Source organism: Pseudomonas sp. P1_F1_2 (assembly GCF_056405815.1).
On sequence record NZ_JBFUBK010000134.1, the window covers coordinates 1 to 15,329 of the forward strand.

At 53.9% G+C, this 15,329-nt stretch carries 27 protein-coding genes, 3 tRNA genes and 2 rRNA genes; all 32 read left to right on the forward strand.

Going from position 1 to position 15,329, the window contains the following annotated elements; translation table 11 throughout:
- Positions 1 to 188, forward strand: a 23S ribosomal RNA gene (locus tag AC1D2P_RS27465); the annotation flags it as partial.
- 151 nt (positions 189 to 339) lie between these two features.
- Positions 340 to 455: ribosomal RNA gene (gene rrf, locus AC1D2P_RS27470) — 5S ribosomal RNA — on the forward strand.
- A gap of 133 nt (positions 456 to 588) precedes the next feature.
- The gene (gene birA / locus AC1D2P_RS27475) at positions 589 to 1,548 is read left to right on the forward strand and encodes a bifunctional biotin--[acetyl-CoA-carboxylase] ligase/biotin operon repressor BirA (RefSeq protein WP_109787302.1); all 960 of its coding nucleotides are present in this window, start codon (positions 589 to 591) and stop codon (positions 1,546 to 1,548) included.
- Complete coding sequence (locus AC1D2P_RS27480) at positions 1,538 to 2,287, forward strand: pantothenate kinase (RefSeq protein WP_109787303.1); 750 nt, start codon at positions 1,538 to 1,540, stop codon at positions 2,285 to 2,287. The genes birA and AC1D2P_RS27480 overlap by 11 nt, the downstream gene beginning before the upstream one ends.
- 7 nt (positions 2,288 to 2,294) lie before the next feature.
- On the forward strand, positions 2,295 to 2,735 hold the full coding sequence (locus AC1D2P_RS27485) for a hypothetical protein (protein ID WP_477758610.1): 441 nt from the start codon (positions 2,295 to 2,297) through the stop codon (positions 2,733 to 2,735).
- Between the two features lie 144 nt (positions 2,736 to 2,879).
- A tRNA-Tyr gene (locus tag AC1D2P_RS27490) sits at positions 2,880 to 2,964 on the forward strand.
- A 24-nt stretch (positions 2,965 to 2,988) separates the two neighbouring features.
- A tRNA-Gly gene (locus AC1D2P_RS27495) sits at positions 2,989 to 3,062 on the forward strand.
- 26 nt (positions 3,063 to 3,088) lie between these two features.
- A tRNA-Thr gene (locus AC1D2P_RS27500) sits at positions 3,089 to 3,164 on the forward strand.
- An 84-nt stretch (positions 3,165 to 3,248) separates the two neighbouring features.
- Complete coding sequence (tuf, locus tag AC1D2P_RS27505) at positions 3,249 to 4,442, forward strand: elongation factor Tu (RefSeq protein WP_027924378.1); 1,194 nt, start codon at positions 3,249 to 3,251, stop codon at positions 4,440 to 4,442.
- Positions 4,443 to 4,598: 156 nt separating this feature from the next.
- A complete protein-coding gene (gene rpsJ, locus AC1D2P_RS27510) occupies positions 4,599 to 4,910 on the forward strand; it encodes a 30S ribosomal protein S10 (protein ID WP_003186070.1) in 312 nt (103 codons plus the stop codon).
- An 80-nt stretch (positions 4,911 to 4,990) separates the two neighbouring features.
- Positions 4,991 to 5,626 (forward strand): 50S ribosomal protein L3, encoded by a 636-nt coding sequence (gene rplC / locus AC1D2P_RS27515; RefSeq protein WP_003186059.1) that lies wholly within the window; start codon positions 4,991 to 4,993, stop codon positions 5,624 to 5,626.
- A gap of 12 nt (positions 5,627 to 5,638) precedes the next feature.
- Positions 5,639 to 6,241, forward strand: coding sequence for a 50S ribosomal protein L4 (gene rplD / locus AC1D2P_RS27520; protein ID WP_007896707.1), 603 nt, complete (start codon positions 5,639 to 5,641; stop codon positions 6,239 to 6,241).
- A complete protein-coding gene (gene rplW, locus AC1D2P_RS27525; protein WP_002555488.1) occupies positions 6,238 to 6,537 on the forward strand; it encodes a 50S ribosomal protein L23 in 300 nt (99 codons plus the stop codon). Before rplD ends, rplW begins: the two co-directional genes overlap by 4 nt.
- A 14-nt stretch (positions 6,538 to 6,551) precedes the next feature.
- A complete protein-coding gene (gene rplB / locus AC1D2P_RS27530) occupies positions 6,552 to 7,376 on the forward strand; it encodes a 50S ribosomal protein L2 (protein WP_003176423.1) in 825 nt (274 codons plus the stop codon).
- Positions 7,377 to 7,392: 16 nt separating this feature from the next.
- Positions 7,393 to 7,668 (forward strand): 30S ribosomal protein S19, encoded by a 276-nt coding sequence (gene rpsS / locus AC1D2P_RS27535; RefSeq protein WP_002555486.1) that lies wholly within the window; start codon positions 7,393 to 7,395, stop codon positions 7,666 to 7,668.
- Positions 7,669 to 7,679: 11 nt separating this feature from the next.
- Positions 7,680 to 8,012, forward strand: a complete 333-nt coding sequence (rplV, locus tag AC1D2P_RS27540; RefSeq protein WP_003103908.1) for a 50S ribosomal protein L22 — start codon at positions 7,680 to 7,682, stop codon at positions 8,010 to 8,012.
- A gap of 13 nt (positions 8,013 to 8,025) precedes the next feature.
- On the forward strand, positions 8,026 to 8,712 hold the full coding sequence (rpsC, locus tag AC1D2P_RS27545) for a 30S ribosomal protein S3 (RefSeq protein ID WP_477811690.1): 687 nt from the start codon (positions 8,026 to 8,028) through the stop codon (positions 8,710 to 8,712).
- Positions 8,713 to 8,724: 12 nt separating this feature from the next.
- On the forward strand, positions 8,725 to 9,138 hold the full coding sequence (rplP, locus tag AC1D2P_RS27550) for a 50S ribosomal protein L16 (protein ID WP_007943783.1): 414 nt from the start codon (positions 8,725 to 8,727) through the stop codon (positions 9,136 to 9,138).
- On the forward strand, positions 9,138 to 9,329 hold the full coding sequence (gene rpmC, locus AC1D2P_RS27555; protein ID WP_002555481.1) for a 50S ribosomal protein L29: 192 nt from the start codon (positions 9,138 to 9,140) through the stop codon (positions 9,327 to 9,329). The genes rplP and rpmC overlap by 1 nt, the downstream gene beginning before the upstream one ends.
- 2 nt (positions 9,330 to 9,331) lie before the next feature.
- Positions 9,332 to 9,598, forward strand: a complete 267-nt coding sequence (gene rpsQ, locus AC1D2P_RS27560) for a 30S ribosomal protein S17 (protein ID WP_003176419.1) — start codon at positions 9,332 to 9,334, stop codon at positions 9,596 to 9,598.
- Between the two features lie 23 nt (positions 9,599 to 9,621).
- The gene (rplN, locus tag AC1D2P_RS27565) at positions 9,622 to 9,990 is read left to right on the forward strand and encodes a 50S ribosomal protein L14 (protein ID WP_002555479.1); all 369 of its coding nucleotides are present in this window, start codon (positions 9,622 to 9,624) and stop codon (positions 9,988 to 9,990) included.
- An 11-nt stretch (positions 9,991 to 10,001) separates the two neighbouring features.
- Entirely contained in the window at positions 10,002 to 10,316 is a 315-nt protein-coding gene (rplX, locus tag AC1D2P_RS27570) for a 50S ribosomal protein L24 (RefSeq protein ID WP_003176416.1), read from the forward strand.
- 20 nt (positions 10,317 to 10,336) lie between these two features.
- Complete coding sequence (gene rplE / locus AC1D2P_RS27575) at positions 10,337 to 10,876, forward strand: 50S ribosomal protein L5 (RefSeq protein ID WP_003176415.1); 540 nt, start codon at positions 10,337 to 10,339, stop codon at positions 10,874 to 10,876.
- A 13-nt stretch (positions 10,877 to 10,889) separates the two neighbouring features.
- Complete coding sequence (gene rpsN / locus AC1D2P_RS27580) at positions 10,890 to 11,195, forward strand: 30S ribosomal protein S14 (protein ID WP_003176414.1); 306 nt, start codon at positions 10,890 to 10,892, stop codon at positions 11,193 to 11,195.
- A gap of 209 nt (positions 11,196 to 11,404) precedes the next feature.
- Entirely contained in the window at positions 11,405 to 11,797 is a 393-nt protein-coding gene (gene rpsH, locus AC1D2P_RS27585; RefSeq protein ID WP_003186040.1) for a 30S ribosomal protein S8, read from the forward strand.
- Between the two features lie 12 nt (positions 11,798 to 11,809).
- Positions 11,810 to 12,343 (forward strand): 50S ribosomal protein L6, encoded by a 534-nt coding sequence (gene rplF / locus AC1D2P_RS27590; RefSeq protein WP_003176412.1) that lies wholly within the window; start codon positions 11,810 to 11,812, stop codon positions 12,341 to 12,343.
- A 10-nt stretch (positions 12,344 to 12,353) separates the two neighbouring features.
- A complete protein-coding gene (rplR, locus tag AC1D2P_RS27595) occupies positions 12,354 to 12,704 on the forward strand; it encodes a 50S ribosomal protein L18 (protein WP_003186037.1) in 351 nt (116 codons plus the stop codon).
- 3 nt (positions 12,705 to 12,707) lie between these two features.
- A complete protein-coding gene (gene rpsE / locus AC1D2P_RS27600; protein ID WP_007943782.1) occupies positions 12,708 to 13,208 on the forward strand; it encodes a 30S ribosomal protein S5 in 501 nt (166 codons plus the stop codon).
- Positions 13,209 to 13,210: 2 nt separating this feature from the next.
- Entirely contained in the window at positions 13,211 to 13,387 is a 177-nt protein-coding gene (gene rpmD / locus AC1D2P_RS27605; protein ID WP_003176408.1) for a 50S ribosomal protein L30, read from the forward strand.
- A gap of 3 nt (positions 13,388 to 13,390) precedes the next feature.
- Positions 13,391 to 13,828: a 50S ribosomal protein L15 gene (rplO, locus tag AC1D2P_RS27610; RefSeq protein WP_007896782.1), complete on the forward strand. Its 438-nt coding sequence runs from the start codon at positions 13,391 to 13,393 to the stop codon at positions 13,826 to 13,828.
- Positions 13,829 to 15,157 carry a preprotein translocase subunit SecY gene (secY, locus tag AC1D2P_RS27615; RefSeq protein ID WP_003228718.1) on the forward strand — a complete coding sequence of 443 codons (1,329 nt, stop codon included), beginning with the start codon at positions 13,829 to 13,831 and terminating at the stop codon, positions 15,155 to 15,157.
- Positions 15,158 to 15,184: 27 nt separating this feature from the next.
- Positions 15,185 to 15,301 carry a 50S ribosomal protein L36 gene (rpmJ, locus tag AC1D2P_RS27620; protein ID WP_002555468.1) on the forward strand — a complete coding sequence of 39 codons (117 nt, stop codon included), beginning with the start codon at positions 15,185 to 15,187 and terminating at the stop codon, positions 15,299 to 15,301.
- Positions 15,302 to 15,329: the final 28 nt, after the last annotated feature.

Genomic DNA, 15,329 nt, shown 5'->3' on the forward strand with positions numbered 1-15,329 from the left:
GGGTAGCTATGTTCGGAATAGATAACCGCTGAAAGCATCTAAGCGGGAAACTAGCCTCAAGATGAGATCTCACTGGGACCTTGAGTCCCCTGAAGGGCCGTCGAAGACTACGACGTTGATAGGTTGGGTGTGTAAGCGCTGTGAGGCGTTGAGCTAACCAATACTAATTGCCCGTGAGGCTTGACCATATAACACCCAAGCAATTTGCGTCGAAAGGCCAGATTGCGGTGTGTGAAGACGAAACGAACCGAAAGTTCGAGATACTCACAAAACACCCAACTATCGCATACCCAATTTGCTGAAGCGCGGCCAGCTGGCCACGACTCGGTACCCGAATTTCTTGACGACCATAGAGCATTGGAACCACCTGATCCCATCCCGAACTCAGCAGTGAAACGATGCATCGCCGATGGTAGTGTGGGGTTTCCCCATGTGAGAGTAGGTCATCGTCAAGATTAAATTCCGAAACCCCAATTGCGAAAGCAGTTGGGGTTTTGTTTTGCCTGCAGAAAACCCGGCTTGTCGGGTTTCTATGCAGCGGCTCGCGGCATGGCTATCATGCGGGCCTCATTGTGAGGCGAAACTTACATGCTGACGTTGTTAAAGCTTCTTAAAGATGGCCGGTTCCATTCGGGTGAGGCTCTGGGTGTTGCGTTGGGCATCAGTCGTAGTGCTGTGTGGAAGCAGCTTCAGCATCTAGAAGCTGAGCTCGGCTTGTCTATTCATAAAGTGCGCGGCCGCGGATATCAGCTGGCTGCGCCGTTGACGCTGCTCGATCCTGTAGCCATAAAAGAGCGTGCACCTGATTGTGGCTGGCCCATTTTTGTCTTCGATTCAATAGACTCCACCAACGCTGAGGCTTTACGAGCTATTGAGCGTGGTCGGGCCGCGCCATTGTTATTGCTTGCCGAGCGCCAGACCGCTGGGCGTGGGCGGCGAGGGCGCAAATGGGTCAGTCCTTTCGCAGAAAACATCTATTGCAGTTTGGTGTTGCGCATAGAGGGTGGAATGCGACAACTGGAGGGATTGAGCCTCGTTGTCGGTCTCGCGGTCATGCACACCTTGCGTGCGCTCGGTGTTTCTGGCGTTGGATTAAAATGGCCCAACGATTTATTGGCTGATCAGAAAAAAATCGCCGGGATATTGCTTGAGTTGGTCGGTGATCCCGCGGATGTGTGTCACGTAGTGATCGGTGTTGGCATCAACGTCAACATGCAGATCACTGATGAGGTTGACCAGTTGTGGACATCGATGCGCCTGGAGTCGGGCAGGGTGATTGATCGTAATCACCTGGTTTCGGAGTTGTGTTCGCAGCTCCAGGCGTATTTGGCTCGGCACCAGCGCGATGGGTTCTCCTCTATTCAGTCTGAGTGGGAGCAAAATCACCTATGGCAAGGGCGACCAGTCACATTGATAGCCGGCACGAGCCAGATAGAGGGGGAAGTGTTGGGTATCGACAGTCAGGGGGCTTTGCGCTTGAAAGTGAATGGCGTTGAAAAAGTCTTTAGTGGTGGTGAGCTCAGTTTGAGGTTGCGTGATGATTCTTGAGCTCGACTGTGGAAATAGTTTTATAAAGTGGCGTGTGCTTCGCGCAGGTGTCAGTCGAGTGTTCAGTGAGGGCGTAGTCGATTCAGATGACGCTTTGCTGGAAGGGCTGCGCAATCTTGATGGGCTAGCCCTTACGCACTGTCGGTTGGTGAGTGTTAGAACGGCGGAAGAAACCAGTGCGTTGAACTATCTATTGACGCAAGCTTTTGGTGTGTCTGTGGTATGTGCTTCGCCTGCTCGCCAAGTGGCTGGGGTGCGCAATGGCTATGACGAGTATGAGCGGTTGGGGCTAGATCGCTGGCTGGCAATGCTTGGAGGGTTTCATCTGGCTTCTGGTGCGTGCCTGGTGCTTGATTTCGGTACGGCTGTGACTGCTGACTTCGTTGCTGGGGATGGAGAGCATCTTGGTGGTTTTATTTGCCCTGGGATGCCTTTGATGCGTCATCAGCTACGAACCCATACTCGCAAGATTAGGTATGGGGATCTGGCTGCCGAGCGGGCCCTTGAGAGTCTCGCTCCTGGTCGCACGACAGTGGAGGCGGTTGAGCGAGGCTGTTCTCTTATGCTGAGGGGGTTTGTCCTGACTCAACTGGAGATGGCGCGCAGTTATTGGGGGGAGGACTTTGTGGTGTTCCTTACCGGGGGAGATGCGGCTCTTGTCGCCGGAATCGTGCCCGAGGCCAGGCTGGTTCCAGACCTGATTTTTGTAGGTTTAGCGATGGCATGTCCATTGTCTTGAGGTTTTTATGCGTTGGTTGCTCCTGTTGCTGCTTGTTCTCAACGTCGTCTATTACATTTGGCATCAGCAAGAAGCCCCTCTGCGGGCAAAAGATGTAACGCCTTTGAGTTTGTACCGAGGGTCTCAGCAGGATATTCGCTTGTTGAGCGAAGCAGCTGATGCGACTCATGACAAAGAAAAATCCACAGTGGCTAGCGGAAGCTGTCTCTATTTGGGTGGCTTTTCTCGTCAGGAGTCACTGTTGTTGGTTGGGCGGCGACTTGGTGAGATGGGTGTGAGGTTTCAGTCCTTGCAGAAAGATCCCGTCGAGTCGTCCGGTTACTGGGTGCTTGTATTACCCGAAAGCCAGCGTTTGCTGGATGGTTTGCAGCTGCAAAACCTTTCTAAAGAATTCAATGAGTTAAAACATAAAATAATGCCGTGCGAGGGGGTTGCGCCTGCCGAATAGTTTGAATAGAATGGCGCCCGCTTCGCAGTGAAGACCTTTAACGGTCAGCGGTGTGATAGCAGTGTCAACGCAGCTAAGCTCAGGTTTTTAATGAGAAAAATGCTTGACAGAAGGCTGGCATGATGTAGAATGCCGGCTCGCTTAGGAGGGGTTCCCGAGCGGCCAAAGGGATCAGACTGTAAATCTGACGTCTACGACTTCGAAGGTTCGAATCCTTCCCCCTCCACCATTTTTAGCGAGAGCTGCAAGCTCCGCGGGTATAGTTTAGTGGTAGAACCTCAGCCTTCCAAGCTGATGATGCGGGTTCGATTCCCGCTACCCGCTCCAAGTTTGCAGGTCCTGCAAAGTGTTACGCTCTTGTAGCTCAGTTGGTAGAGCACACCCTTGGTAAGGGTGAGGTCAGCGGTTCAAATCCGCTCAAGAGCTCCATATAACAAGGCAGATATGAAAATATCTGCCTTTGTTTTAATGGCTGATATTGTTCGCTTAATTCTTCTGCTGAGGGTTGTTTCGATGGCTAAGGAAAAGTTCGATCGTTCTCTGCCGCACGTCAACGTTGGTACCATTGGTCACGTTGACCACGGTAAAACCACTCTGACTGCTGCTCTGACTCGTGTTTGCTCCGAGGTTTTCGGTTCGGCTATCGTTGATTTCGATAAGATCGACAGCGCGCCAGAAGAAAAAGCTCGCGGTATCACCATYAACACCGCGCACGTTGAGTACAACTCGAAGATCCGTCACTACGCTCACGTTGACTGCCCAGGTCACGCTGACTATGTGAAGAACATGATCACCGGTGCTGCTCAAATGGACGGCGCTATCCTGGTTTGCTCGGCCGCTGATGGTCCGATGCCRCAAACCCGTGAGCACATCCTGCTGTCYCGTCAGGTAGGCGTTCCGTACATCGTGGTTTTCCTGAACAAGGCTGACCTGGTAGACGACGCTGARCTGCTGGAACTGGTTGAGATGGAAGTTCGCGACCTGCTGTCCACCTACGACTTCCCGGGCGATGACACTCCAATCATCATCGGTTCGGCTCGTATGGCGCTGGAAGGCAAAGACGACAACGAAATGGGCACCACTGCCGTTCGTAAACTGGTTGAAACTCTGGACAGCTACATCCCAGAACCAGTTCGTCTGACCGACAAGCCGTTCCTGATGCCAATCGAAGACGTATTCTCGATCTCCGGTCGCGGTACTGTTGTGACTGGTCGTATCGAGCGCGGTATCGTTCGCGTTCAGGATCCGCTGGAAATCGTTGGTCTGCGTGACACYACCGTCACCACTTGCACCGGCGTTGAAATGTTCCGCAAACTGCTCGACGAAGGTCGTGCTGGCGAGAACTGCGGCGTTCTGCTGCGTGGCACCAAGCGTGACGACGTTGAGCGTGGTCAGGTTCTGGTTAAGCCGGGTTCGGTTAAGCCGCACACCAAGTTCACCGCAGAAGTTTAYGTTCTGAGCAAGGAAGAAGGCGGTCGTCATACTCCGTTCTTCAAAGGCTACCGTCCACAGTTCTACTTCCGTACTACTGACGTGACTGGTAACTGCGAGCTGCCAGAAGGCGTTGAAATGGTAATGCCAGGTGACAACATTCAGATGACTGTTACCCTGATCAAAACCATYGCGATGGAAGATGGTCTGCGTTTCGCTATCCGTGAAGGCGGTCGTACCGTCGGCGCTGGCGTCGTAGCCAAAATCATCGAGTAAGTCTCTTTTAGAGTCGGCTTGATGAATTGAAAAAGCCTCCGCTTAGCGGGGGCTTTTTTATTGGGTTGACACCTATCTGGGGCGTCTATAGAATTGCGCCTCCTTTTAACGGGCGTATTGCGCTCGGTGGGAATAGCAGCCGGAGTCTGAAATCCAATGCAAAATCAGCAAATCCGTATCAGGTTGAAGGCTTTTGACCATCGCCTGATCGACCAATCCACCCAGGAAATCGTGGAAACCGCGAAACGTACTGGTGCTCAAGTGCGTGGTCCAATTCCACTGCCTACCCGTAAAGAGCGGTTCACCGTTCTGGTCTCCCCGCACGTCAACAAAGACGCGCGTGACCAGTACGAGATCCGTACTCATAAGCGCGTACTGGACATCGTCCAGCCAACGGATAAAACCGTTGATGCTCTTATGAAGCTTGATCTTGCGGCCGGTGTGGAAGTGCAGATCAGCCTCGGCTAAGACTCGGTCTTAGTCGTGTAACGCTCTGAAATGGGCGGCCATAGCGGGTGAAAGCCCCGTACACTCATGAGGTTTACAACATGACTATTGGTGTAGTCGGTCGTAAATGCGGTATGACCCGTATTTTCACCGAAGAAGGTGTCTCCATTCCGGTCACGGTCATTGAGATCGAACCGAATCGCGTCACCCAGTTCAAAACTGAAGAAACCGATGGCTATCGTGCAGTGCAAGTCACTGTCGGCGAGCGTCGTGCTTCGCGTGTTACAGCTGCTCAAGCTGGCCACTTCGCTAAGGCGAACGTTGCCGCTGGTCGTACCGTAATGGAATTCCGCCTTGAAGAAGGCGAGTACCAGGCCGGCGATCTGATCAACGCTGAAATCTTCGCTGCTGGTCAACTGGTTGATGTAACCGGTCAGTCCAAAGGTAAAGGCTTCCAGGGTACGATCAAGCGTTGGAACTTCCGCGGGCAAGATAATACCCACGGTAACTCCGTGTCCCACCGCGTTCCAGGCTCTATCGGCCAGTGCCAGACTCCTGGTCGTGTATTCAAGGGCAAAAAAATGTCCGGTCATATGGGCGCTGAGCGCGTGACCGTGCAGTCCCTCGAAGTAGTGCGCGTGGACGCTGAACGCAATCTGTTGTTGGTCAAGGGCGCTGTTCCTGGCGCTACTGGCGGCAACTTGGTTGTACGTCCAGCAGCCAAGGCTCGCGGTTAAGGGGAAGCTGACATGCAATTAAATGTAAATGACGCTCAAGCGATCGAAGTTTCCGAACTGACATTTGGCGGCGAATTCAACGAGACGCTGGTTCACCAGGCAGTCGTGGCCTACATGGCTGGCGGTCGTCAGGGTTCCAAGCAGCAAAAGACCCGTTCCGACGTTCGTGGTGGCGGTAAGCGCCCATGGCGTCAGAAAGGTACTGGCCGTGCTCGTGCCGGTACTATCCGTAGCCCAATCTGGCGTGGCGGCGGTACCACTTTCGCAGCTCGTCCTCAGGATCACACCCAGAAGCTGAACAAGAAGATGTATCGCGCAGCAATGCGTTCCATCCTTGCTGAGCTGGTGCGTACTGATCGTCTGGTAGTGGTTCAGGATTTCGCTGTTGATGCACCGAAGACCAAAGATCTGCTGAACAAACTGACCGGCATGGGCTTGACTGACGTCTTGATCGTGTCTGAAGTCGTTGATCAGAACCTGTACCTGGCTGCTCGTAACCTGCCACACGTTGATGTCCGTGACGTGCAAGGTTCCGATCCAGTTAGTCTGATCGCATACGACAAGGTGTTGATCACCGTGTCGGCCGTGAAGAAATTCGAGGAGCTGCTGGGATGAACCAGGAACGCGTATTTAAAGTTCTGCTTGGCCCGCACGTTTCCGAGAAGGCTACGGTTCTGGCTGACAAGAAAGGCCAGTTCGTTTTCAAGGTTGCAACTGACGCAACCAAGCTGGAAATCAAGAAGGCCGTCGAAAGCCTGTTCAGCGTGAAAGTAGAGCGTGTTACTACCCTGAATGTTCTGGGTAAGAGCAAGCGCACTGCTCGCGGTCTGGGCAAGCGTAATGACTGGAAGAAGGCAGTTATCTCCCTTCAGCCAGGCCAAGATCTCGATTTCAGCAGCAGTGCTGAGTAAGGAAGGGGTGCATCATGGCAATCGTTAAATGCAAACCGACTTCCCCTGGCCGCCGTTTTGTGGTCAAGGTGGTCAACCAGGAGCTGCATAAAGGCGCTCCTCACGCACCGCTGCTCGAGAAAAAATCGAAGACTGGTGGTCGTAACAACAATGGTCGTATTACCACTCGTCACATCGGTGGTGGCCATAAGCAGCATTATCGTCTGGTCGATTTCCGTCGCAACGACAAAGATGGCATCTCTGCCACTGTCGAGCGTATTGAATACGATCCAAACCGTACTGCTCACATCGCTCTGCTGCTGTACGCAGATGGCGAGCGTCGCTACATCATCGCCCCTAAAGGCGTGAGTGCTGGTGACCAGCTGATCGCAGGTGCTCTGGCACCGATCAAGCCGGGCAACGCTCTGCAACTGCGTAACATTCCAGTTGGTAGCACCGTACACGGCATCGAATTGAAGCCAGGTAAAGGCGCCCAAATCGCTCGTTCCGCTGGTGCTTCGGCTCAGCTGATCGCTCGTGAAGGTGTCTACGTGACCCTGCGTCTGCGTTCTGGTGAGATGCGTAAAGTGCTGGCTGAATGCCGCGCGACCCTGGGTGAAGTCTCGAACTCCGAGCACAGCCTGCGTTCGCTGGGTAAAGCTGGTGCCAAACGCTGGCGTGGCGTTCGCCCAACCGTTCGTGGTGTTGCCATGAACCCGGTTGACCACCCACATGGTGGTGGTGAAGGTCGTACCTCTGGTGGTCGTCATCCGGTATCGCCATGGGGCTTCCCGACTAAGGGCGCGAAGACTCGTGGTAATAAGCGTACCGACAAAATGATCGTCCGTCGTCGCAAGTAAATAGAGGGATACGACAGTGCCACGTTCTCTGAAAAAAGGTCCTTTTATCGATCTTCACCTACTGAAGAAGATCGAAGTGGCGGCGGAAAAGAATGATCGCAAACCGGTGAAAACCTGGTCGCGTCGTTCGATGATCCTGCCACAAATGGTCGGTTTGACCATCGCAGTACACAACGGTCGTCAACACGTCCCAGTTCTCGTTAACGAAGACATGGTCGGCCACAAACTGGGCGAGTTCGCCGGTACCCGCACTTATCGTGGGCACGTGGCAGACAAGAAAGCCAAGCGTTAAGGGGTTAGGAAATGGAAGTAGCCGCTAAGTTGTCGGGCGCTCGAATCTCCGCCCAGAAAGCCCGCTTGGTCGCCGACCAGATCCGCGGGAAGAAGGTGGGCGAAGCGCTCAACTTGTTGGCTTTCAGCAGTAAGAAAGCCGCCGAGATCATGAAGAAAGTGCTGGAGTCGGCCGTAGCCAACGCCGAGCATAACGAAGGCGCAGACGTTGATGACCTTAAAGTCAGCACCGTTTTCGTCAACGAAGGGCGTTCGCTGAAGCGCATCATGCCGCGTGCCAAAGGCCGTGCTGATCGCATCGTCAAGCGGTCTTGCCATATCACTGTCAAGGTTGCTGACAAGTAACGGAGTCGAAGAGATGGGTCAGAAAGTACATCCCATTGGCATTCGCCTGGGAATCGTCAAGGAGCACACCTCCGTCTGGTACGCAGACGGTCGGACTTATGCGGACTATTTGTTCGCTGATCTGAAGGTGCGTGAGTATCTCCAAGACAAACTAAAAAGCGCGTCCGTAAGCCGTATCGATATCCATCGTCCGGCTCAGACTGCACGTATCACCATCCACACCGCTCGTCCAGGTATTGTTATCGGGAAGAAAGGTGAAGATGTTGAGAAACTGCGTCAGGACCTGACCAAGCAAATGGGTGTGCCTGTGCACATCAATATCGAAGAGATCCGCAAGCCGGAGCTCGACGGTATGCTGGTTGCGCAGAGCGTAGCTCAGCAGCTGGAGCGTCGCGTAATGTTCCGTCGCGCTATGAAGCGCGCTGTTCAGAACGCCATGCGCATTGGTGCCAAAGGCATCAAAATCCAAGTGAGCGGTCGTCTCGGCGGTGCTRAAATCGCACGTACTGAATGGTATCGCGAAGGTCGTGTGCCACTGCACACCCTGCGTGCCGACATCGACTATGCCAACTACGAAGCTCACACCACTTACGGTGTGATCGGTGTAAAGGTTTGGATCTTCAAAGGCGAAGTAATTGGTGGTCGCCAAGAAGAACTGAAACCACAAGCACCAGCGCCTCGTAAAAAAGCTGCTAAGTAAGGGGTACGCCAAATGTTGCAACCAAAGCGTACGAAGTTCCGCAAGCAGATGACAGGCCACAACCGTGGTCTGGCTCAGCGCGGTAGCAAAGTCAGCTTCGGCGAATATGCGCTGAAGTCTGTAGCTCGTGGTCGTCTCACCGCTCGTCAGATTGAGTCAGCGCGTCGTGCTCTGACCCGTCACGTTAAACGTGGCGGCAAGATCTGGATCCGTGTATTCCCGGACAAGCCTATTTCCAAAAAGCCCCTCGAAGTTCGGATGGGTAAAGGTAAGGGTAGTGTGGAGTACTGGGTTGCCCAGATTCAGCCAGGCAAAGTCCTGTATGAAATCGAGGGTGTTTCTGAAGAGCTGGCGCGTGAGGCTTTTGCCCTGGCTGCTGCAAAGCTGCCGCTCGCCACCGCCTTTGTTAAACGGACGGTGATGTGATGAAAGCGAATGAACTTCGTGAAAAATCCGCACAGCAGCTGAACGAGCAACTGCTCGGCTTGCTGCGCGACCAGTTCAATCTGCGTATGCAGAAAGCAACTGGCCAGTTGGGGCAGTCTCATCTGCTCTCGCAAGTTAAGCGTGACATCGCTCGCGTGAAGACTGTGCTCAACCAGCAGGCAGGTAAGTAATCATGGCTGAAGCCGAAAAAACTGTCCGTACGCTGACTGGCCGTGTTGTCAGCGACAAGATGGACAAAACCATCACCGTACTGATCGAGCGTCGCGTTAAGCACCCGATCTACGGTAAATACGTTAAGCGTTCGACTAAGCTGCACGCGCACGACGAAACCAATCAGTGCCACATCGGCGACAAAGTCACTATTCGTGAAACTCGTCCTTTGGCCAAGACCAAGTCTTGGGCGCTGGTTGATGTTCTCGAACGCGCTGTGGAAGTCTAAGGACTAGGGGTCGGAGAAATTATATGATTCAGACTCAATCCATGCTCGATGTGGCCGATAACAGCGGCGCTCGCCGTGTTATGTGCATCAAGGTGCTGGGTGGCTCCCATCGTCGTTACGCTGGTATCGGTGACATCATCAAAGTTACCGTGAAGGAAGCAATTCCTCGCGGTAAAGTGAAAAAAGGCCAAGTGATGACTGCTGTTGTAGTCCGCACTCGTCACGGCGTACGTCGTGCTGATGGCTCCATTATCCGCTTTGATGGCAACGCTGCTGTTCTTCTGAACAACAAGCAAGAGCCGATCGGCACCCGTATCTTTGGGCCAGTGACCCGTGAACTTCGTACTGAGAAGTTCATGAAGATCGTCTCGCTCGCCCCAGAAGTGCTGTAAGGAGATCCGACATGCAAAAGATTCGTCGTGACGACGAGATCATCGTGATCGCCGGCAAAGACAAAGGTAAGCGCGGTAAGGTGCTTAAGGTTCTCGCTAATAACCGTCTGGTTATTGGCGGTCTGAACCTGGTTAAGCGTCATACCAAGCCTAACCCGATGTCGGGCGTACAAGGCGGTATCGTCGAAAAAGAAGCTCCACTGGACGCTTCTAACGTCGCCATTTTCAACGGCGAAACCAACAAGGCTGACCGCGTTGGTTTCAAAGTAGAAGACGGCAAGAAAATTCGTGTCTTCAAGTCGACCCAAAAAGCGGTTGATGCTTGAACACTGCTAGGTAGAAGACCATGGCACGACTAAAAGAGATTTACTGGAAGGAAATCGCACCGAAACTTAAGGAAGAACTTAAGCTTTCGAACGTGATGGAAGTTCCACGCGTTACAAAAATCACCCTGAACATGGGTCTGGGCGAAGCGGTCGGTGACAAAAAAGTCATCGAGCACGCTGTTGCCGACCTGGAAAAGATCACCGGCCAGAAAGTCGTTGTGACCTACGCTCGGAAATCCATCGCTGGCTTTAAAGTCCGTGAAGGTTGGCCGATCGGCGTCAAAGTGACCCTGCGCCGTGAGCGTATGTACGAGTTCCTGGATCGTCTGCTGTCGATCTCCCTGCCTCGGGTTCGCGACTTCCGCGGCCTGAATGCCAAGTCCTTCGATGGTCGTGGTAACTACAGCATGGGCGTTAAAGAGCAGATCATCTTCCCGGAAATCGACTACGACAAGATCGATGCTCTCCGCGGTCTGGACATTACCCTGACCACCACTGCCAAGAACGATGATGAAGGTCGCGCCCTGTTGCGTGCTTTCAAATTCCCGTTCCGCAACTGATTGGAGTAGGAAAATGGCCAAGATGAGCATGAAAAACCGCGAGCTGAAGCGTCAGCTCACGGTTGCCAAGTACGCCAAAAAGCGTGCAGCACTGAAAGCTATCATCGTTGATCTGAACGCAAGTCCAGAAGCACGCTGGGAAGCTACAGTAGCTCTGCAGAAGCAGCCACGTGACGCAAGCGCCTCGCGCATGCGTAACCGCTGCCGCCTGACCGGTCGTCCACACGGCGTTTACCGCAAGTTCGGCCTCGGCCGTAACAAACTGCGTGAAGCTGCAATGCGTGGTGACGTACCTGGTCTGGTTAAAGCCAGCTGGTAAGCACTATCAAAGTCTCGGTGTTCGGGTTCGCAAGATCCTGACCGCCGGTGACCTTGAACTTGAATCAAGCCCCTTTTGGGGCTTGATTCATTTGTGGGGTGTGTCTAGAATACCCGGCTCGCCTGAGCCCGTGCTTTTTCCGCATGGATGAGCTCGGCGACACGTAGTAGCCGCAAGGCTAATTTTTTTGTATTAGGAGCGTCTAGCCCATGAGTATGCAGGACCCGTTAGCGGACATGCTAACTCGAATCCGTAATGCCCAGATGGCTGAAAAGTCCGTCGTAAGCATGCCATCTTCTACTTTGAAGGTAGCTGTTGCCAAAGTCCTGAAGGACGAAGGTTACATTGCGGGTTATCAGATCAGCAGCGAAATCAAACCACTGCTGTCCATCGAGCTGAAGTACTTCGAAGGCCGTCCGGTCATCGAGGAAGTGAAGCGCGTTAGCCGTCCAGGCCTGCGTCAGTACAAGTCCGTCGATGATCTGCCAAAAGTTCGTGGCGGTCTCGGTGTGTCTATCGTCTCCACCAACAAAGGTGTGATGACGGATCGTGCTGCGCGCGCTGCCGGTGTCGGCGGCGAAGTTCTTTGCACTGTGTTCTAAGGGGGGATAAGCATGTCACGCGTCGCTAAGAACCCCGTTAAGCTGCCAGCCGGTGTCGAAGTCAAATTCGCAGGCCAACAGCTTTCGGTGAAGGGTGCCAAGGGCACTCTCGAACTGAACATCCATTCGTCCGTTGAGATCGTTGAAGAAGCTGGTGAGCTGCGTTTCGCTGCTCGCAATGGCGATCAACAAACTCGCGCAATGGCTGGTACCACTCGTGCGTTGGTAAACAACATGGTCCAAGGCGTAAGCCAAGGCTTCGAGCGCAAGCTCCAGCTGGTCGGTGTTGGTTACAAAGCGCAAGCAAAAGGCACAGTGCTGAACCTGGCTCTTGGCTTCTCGCACCCAGTGGATTATGAACTGCCGGAAGGCATCACCGCTGAGACTCCTAGCCAGACCGATATCCTGATCAAGGGCATCGATAAGCAGCTGGTAGGTCAAGTGGCCGCCGAGATCCGCGACTTCCGTCCACCAGAGCCGTACAAAGGCAAAGGTGTGCGCTACGCGGACGAAGTCGTCCGTCGTAAAGAAGCCAAGAAGAAGTAGGGCATAGCAAATGACCGACAAAAAAGTTACTCGACTGCGTCGCGCTCGCAAAGCACGCCTGAAAATGCACGAACTCGAAGTCGTGCGTCTCTGCGTGTTCCGCTCGTCGCAGCACATCTACGCCCAGGTCATTTCGGCCGACGGCAACAAAGTCCTGGCATCTGCCTCGACTTTGGATAAAGAACTGCGTGATGGCGCCACTGGCAACATCGACGCGGCCACTAAGGTTGGCCAGCTGGTCGCTACGCGTGCTAAAGCCGCTGGCGTCTCGCAGGTGGCTTTCGACCGCTCTGGCTTCAAGTACCACGGTCGCGTCAAGGCGCTGGCTGATGCTGCTCGTGAAGCTGGGCTGGAGTTCTAAGTTATGTCAAATAACGACCAAAAGCGCGACGAAGGCTACATCGAGAAGCTGGTTCAAGTTAACCGCGTAGCCAAAACCGTTAAAGGCGGCCGTATCTTCACTTTCACCGCGTTGACCGTGGTTGGTGATGGTAAAGGGCGTGTTGGCTTCGGCCGTGGCAAGTCGCGTGAAGTGCCTGCTGCGATCCAGAAGGCAATGGAAGCTGCTCGCCGCAACATGATCCAAGTTGATCTGAACGGCACCACTCTGCAGTACGCAATGAAGTCCGGTCACGGCGCTTCGAAGGTGTACATGCAGCCTGCTTCTGAAGGTACCGGTATCATCGCTGGCGGCGCTATGCGTGCTGTCCTCGAAGTTGCTGGCGTTCAGAACGTTCTGGCCAAGTGCTACGGCTCGACTAACCCGGTAAACGTGGTTCACGCCACTTTCAAAGGTTTGAAAGCTATGCAGTCTCCTGAATCCATTGCCGCCAAGCGTGGCAAAAGCGTCAAGGAGATCTTCTGATCATGGCTACCGTTAAAGTTACGCTGATCAAAAGCATGACCGGCCGTATCCCTAACCACAAACTGTGCGTTAAGGGTCTTGGTCTGCGTCGCATCGGTCACACTGTAGAAGTCCAGGATACTCCCGAGAATCGCGGGATGATCAACAAGGCTTACTACATGCTGCGTGTCGAGGGTTAATCGATGAAACTCAATGATCTGAGTCCAGCGCCGGGTTCCCGTCGCGAAAAGCATCGTCCGGGCCGTGGTATCGGTAGTGGTTTGGGCAAGACCGGTGGCCGTGGCCACAAAGGTCAGTCCTCCCGCTCCGGTGGCACCATTGCTCCAGGCTTTGAAGGCGGTCAACAGCCGCTGCATCGTCGCCTGCCGAAGTTCGGTTTCGTTTCCCTGAAAGCCATGGATCGCGCAGAAGTGCGTTTGTCCGAGCTGGCTAAAGTGGAAGGCGACATCGTCACCGTGCAGTCCCTGAAAGATGCCAACGTGATCAACGTCAACGTACAGCGTGTGAAAATCATGCTGTCCGGCGAAGTTACTCGCGCTGTCACCATCGGAAAGGGAATCGGCGCCACCAAAGGTGCGCGTGCGGCTATCGAAGCAGCTGGCGGCAAGTTCGAGGAATAAATGGCTAAGCAAGGTGCTCTCTCTGCGCTCGGCAAAGGCGGTATGTCTGAACTCTGGGCTCGTCTGCGTTTTCTGTTCCTGGCGATTATCGTCTACCGAATAGGCGCACACATCCCGGTTCCAGGTATCAACCCGGACCGACTCGCGGACCTGTTTCGACAGAATGAGGGGACCATTCTTAGCTTGTTCAACATGTTTTCCGGCGGCGCGCTGGAACGGATGAGCATCTTTGCACTGGGGATCATGCCGTACATTTCGGCATCGATCATCATGCAGCTGATGACCGCCGTCAGCCCGCAGCTGGAGCAGTTGAAGAAGGAAGGTGAAGCTGGCCGTCGCAAGATCAGCCAGTACACCCGCTACGGCACTGTCGTCCTCGCTCTCGTTCAGGCAATTGGCATGTCCATTGGTCTGGCAGGGCAGGGCGTTGCGTTCACTGGTGACTTTGGCTTCCATTTCGTCGCGGTATCCACTTTTGTGGCTGGTGCGATGTTCATGATGTGGCTGGGTGAGCAGATTACTGAGCGTGGTGTTGGCAACGGTATCTCGATGTTGATTTTTTCGGGTATCGTCGCCGGTCTTCCGAGAGCGATCGGGCAGTCTTTCGAGTCTGCACGTCAGGGCGATATCAACATCTTCGCCTTGGTTGCCATCGGTTTGCTGGCAGTAGCGATTATCGGTTTCGTGGTGTTCATTGAGCGTGGTCAGCGTCGTATTGCTGTTCACTACGCCAAGCGTCAGCAGGGCCGTAAGGTCTTTGCTGCGCAGACTAGCCACTTGCCGCTGAAGGTGAACATGGCCGGTGTTATTCCGGCCATTTTCGCGAGCAGCATTTTGCTGTTCCCGGCTTCGTTGGGTGCCTGGTTCGGTCAGTCTGAAGGTATGGGCTGGTTGCAGGACATCTCGCAGTCGATCGCTCCTGGTCAGCCGTTGAATATTCTGCTGTTTAGTGCAGGGATTATTTTCTTCTGCTTCTTCTATACGGCGTTGATGTTCAATCCGAAAGACGTAGCGGAAAACCTGAAGAAGTCCGGTGCCTTTATTCCGGGCATCCGTCCAGGTGAGCAGTCTGCGCGCTACATTGATGGCGTTCTGACTCGCTTGACCATGTTCGGTGCTCTTTACATGACGGCCGTGTGCCTGTTGCCCCAGTTCCTGGTGGTTGCAGCAAACGTACCGTTCTACCTTGGCGGGACCTCGTTGCTGATCGTCGTCGTGGTTGTGATGGACTTCATGTCCCAAGTACAATCGCACCTCGTTTCGCACCAGTACGAATCCCTGATGAAGAAAGCCAACCTGAAGGGTTACGGCAGCGGCATGTTGCGCTGAGTACCCATAAGGTTCGAGGAGTTGGTGATGAAAGTTCGTGCATCGGTGAAAAAGCTGTGCCGTAACTGCAAGATTATTCGCCGCGAAGGTGTTGTTCGAGTAATTTGCAGCGCGGAACCGCGTCACAAACAGCGCCAAGGCTGAGTGTGATTGTGCTTCAAGCCCGGTAGCT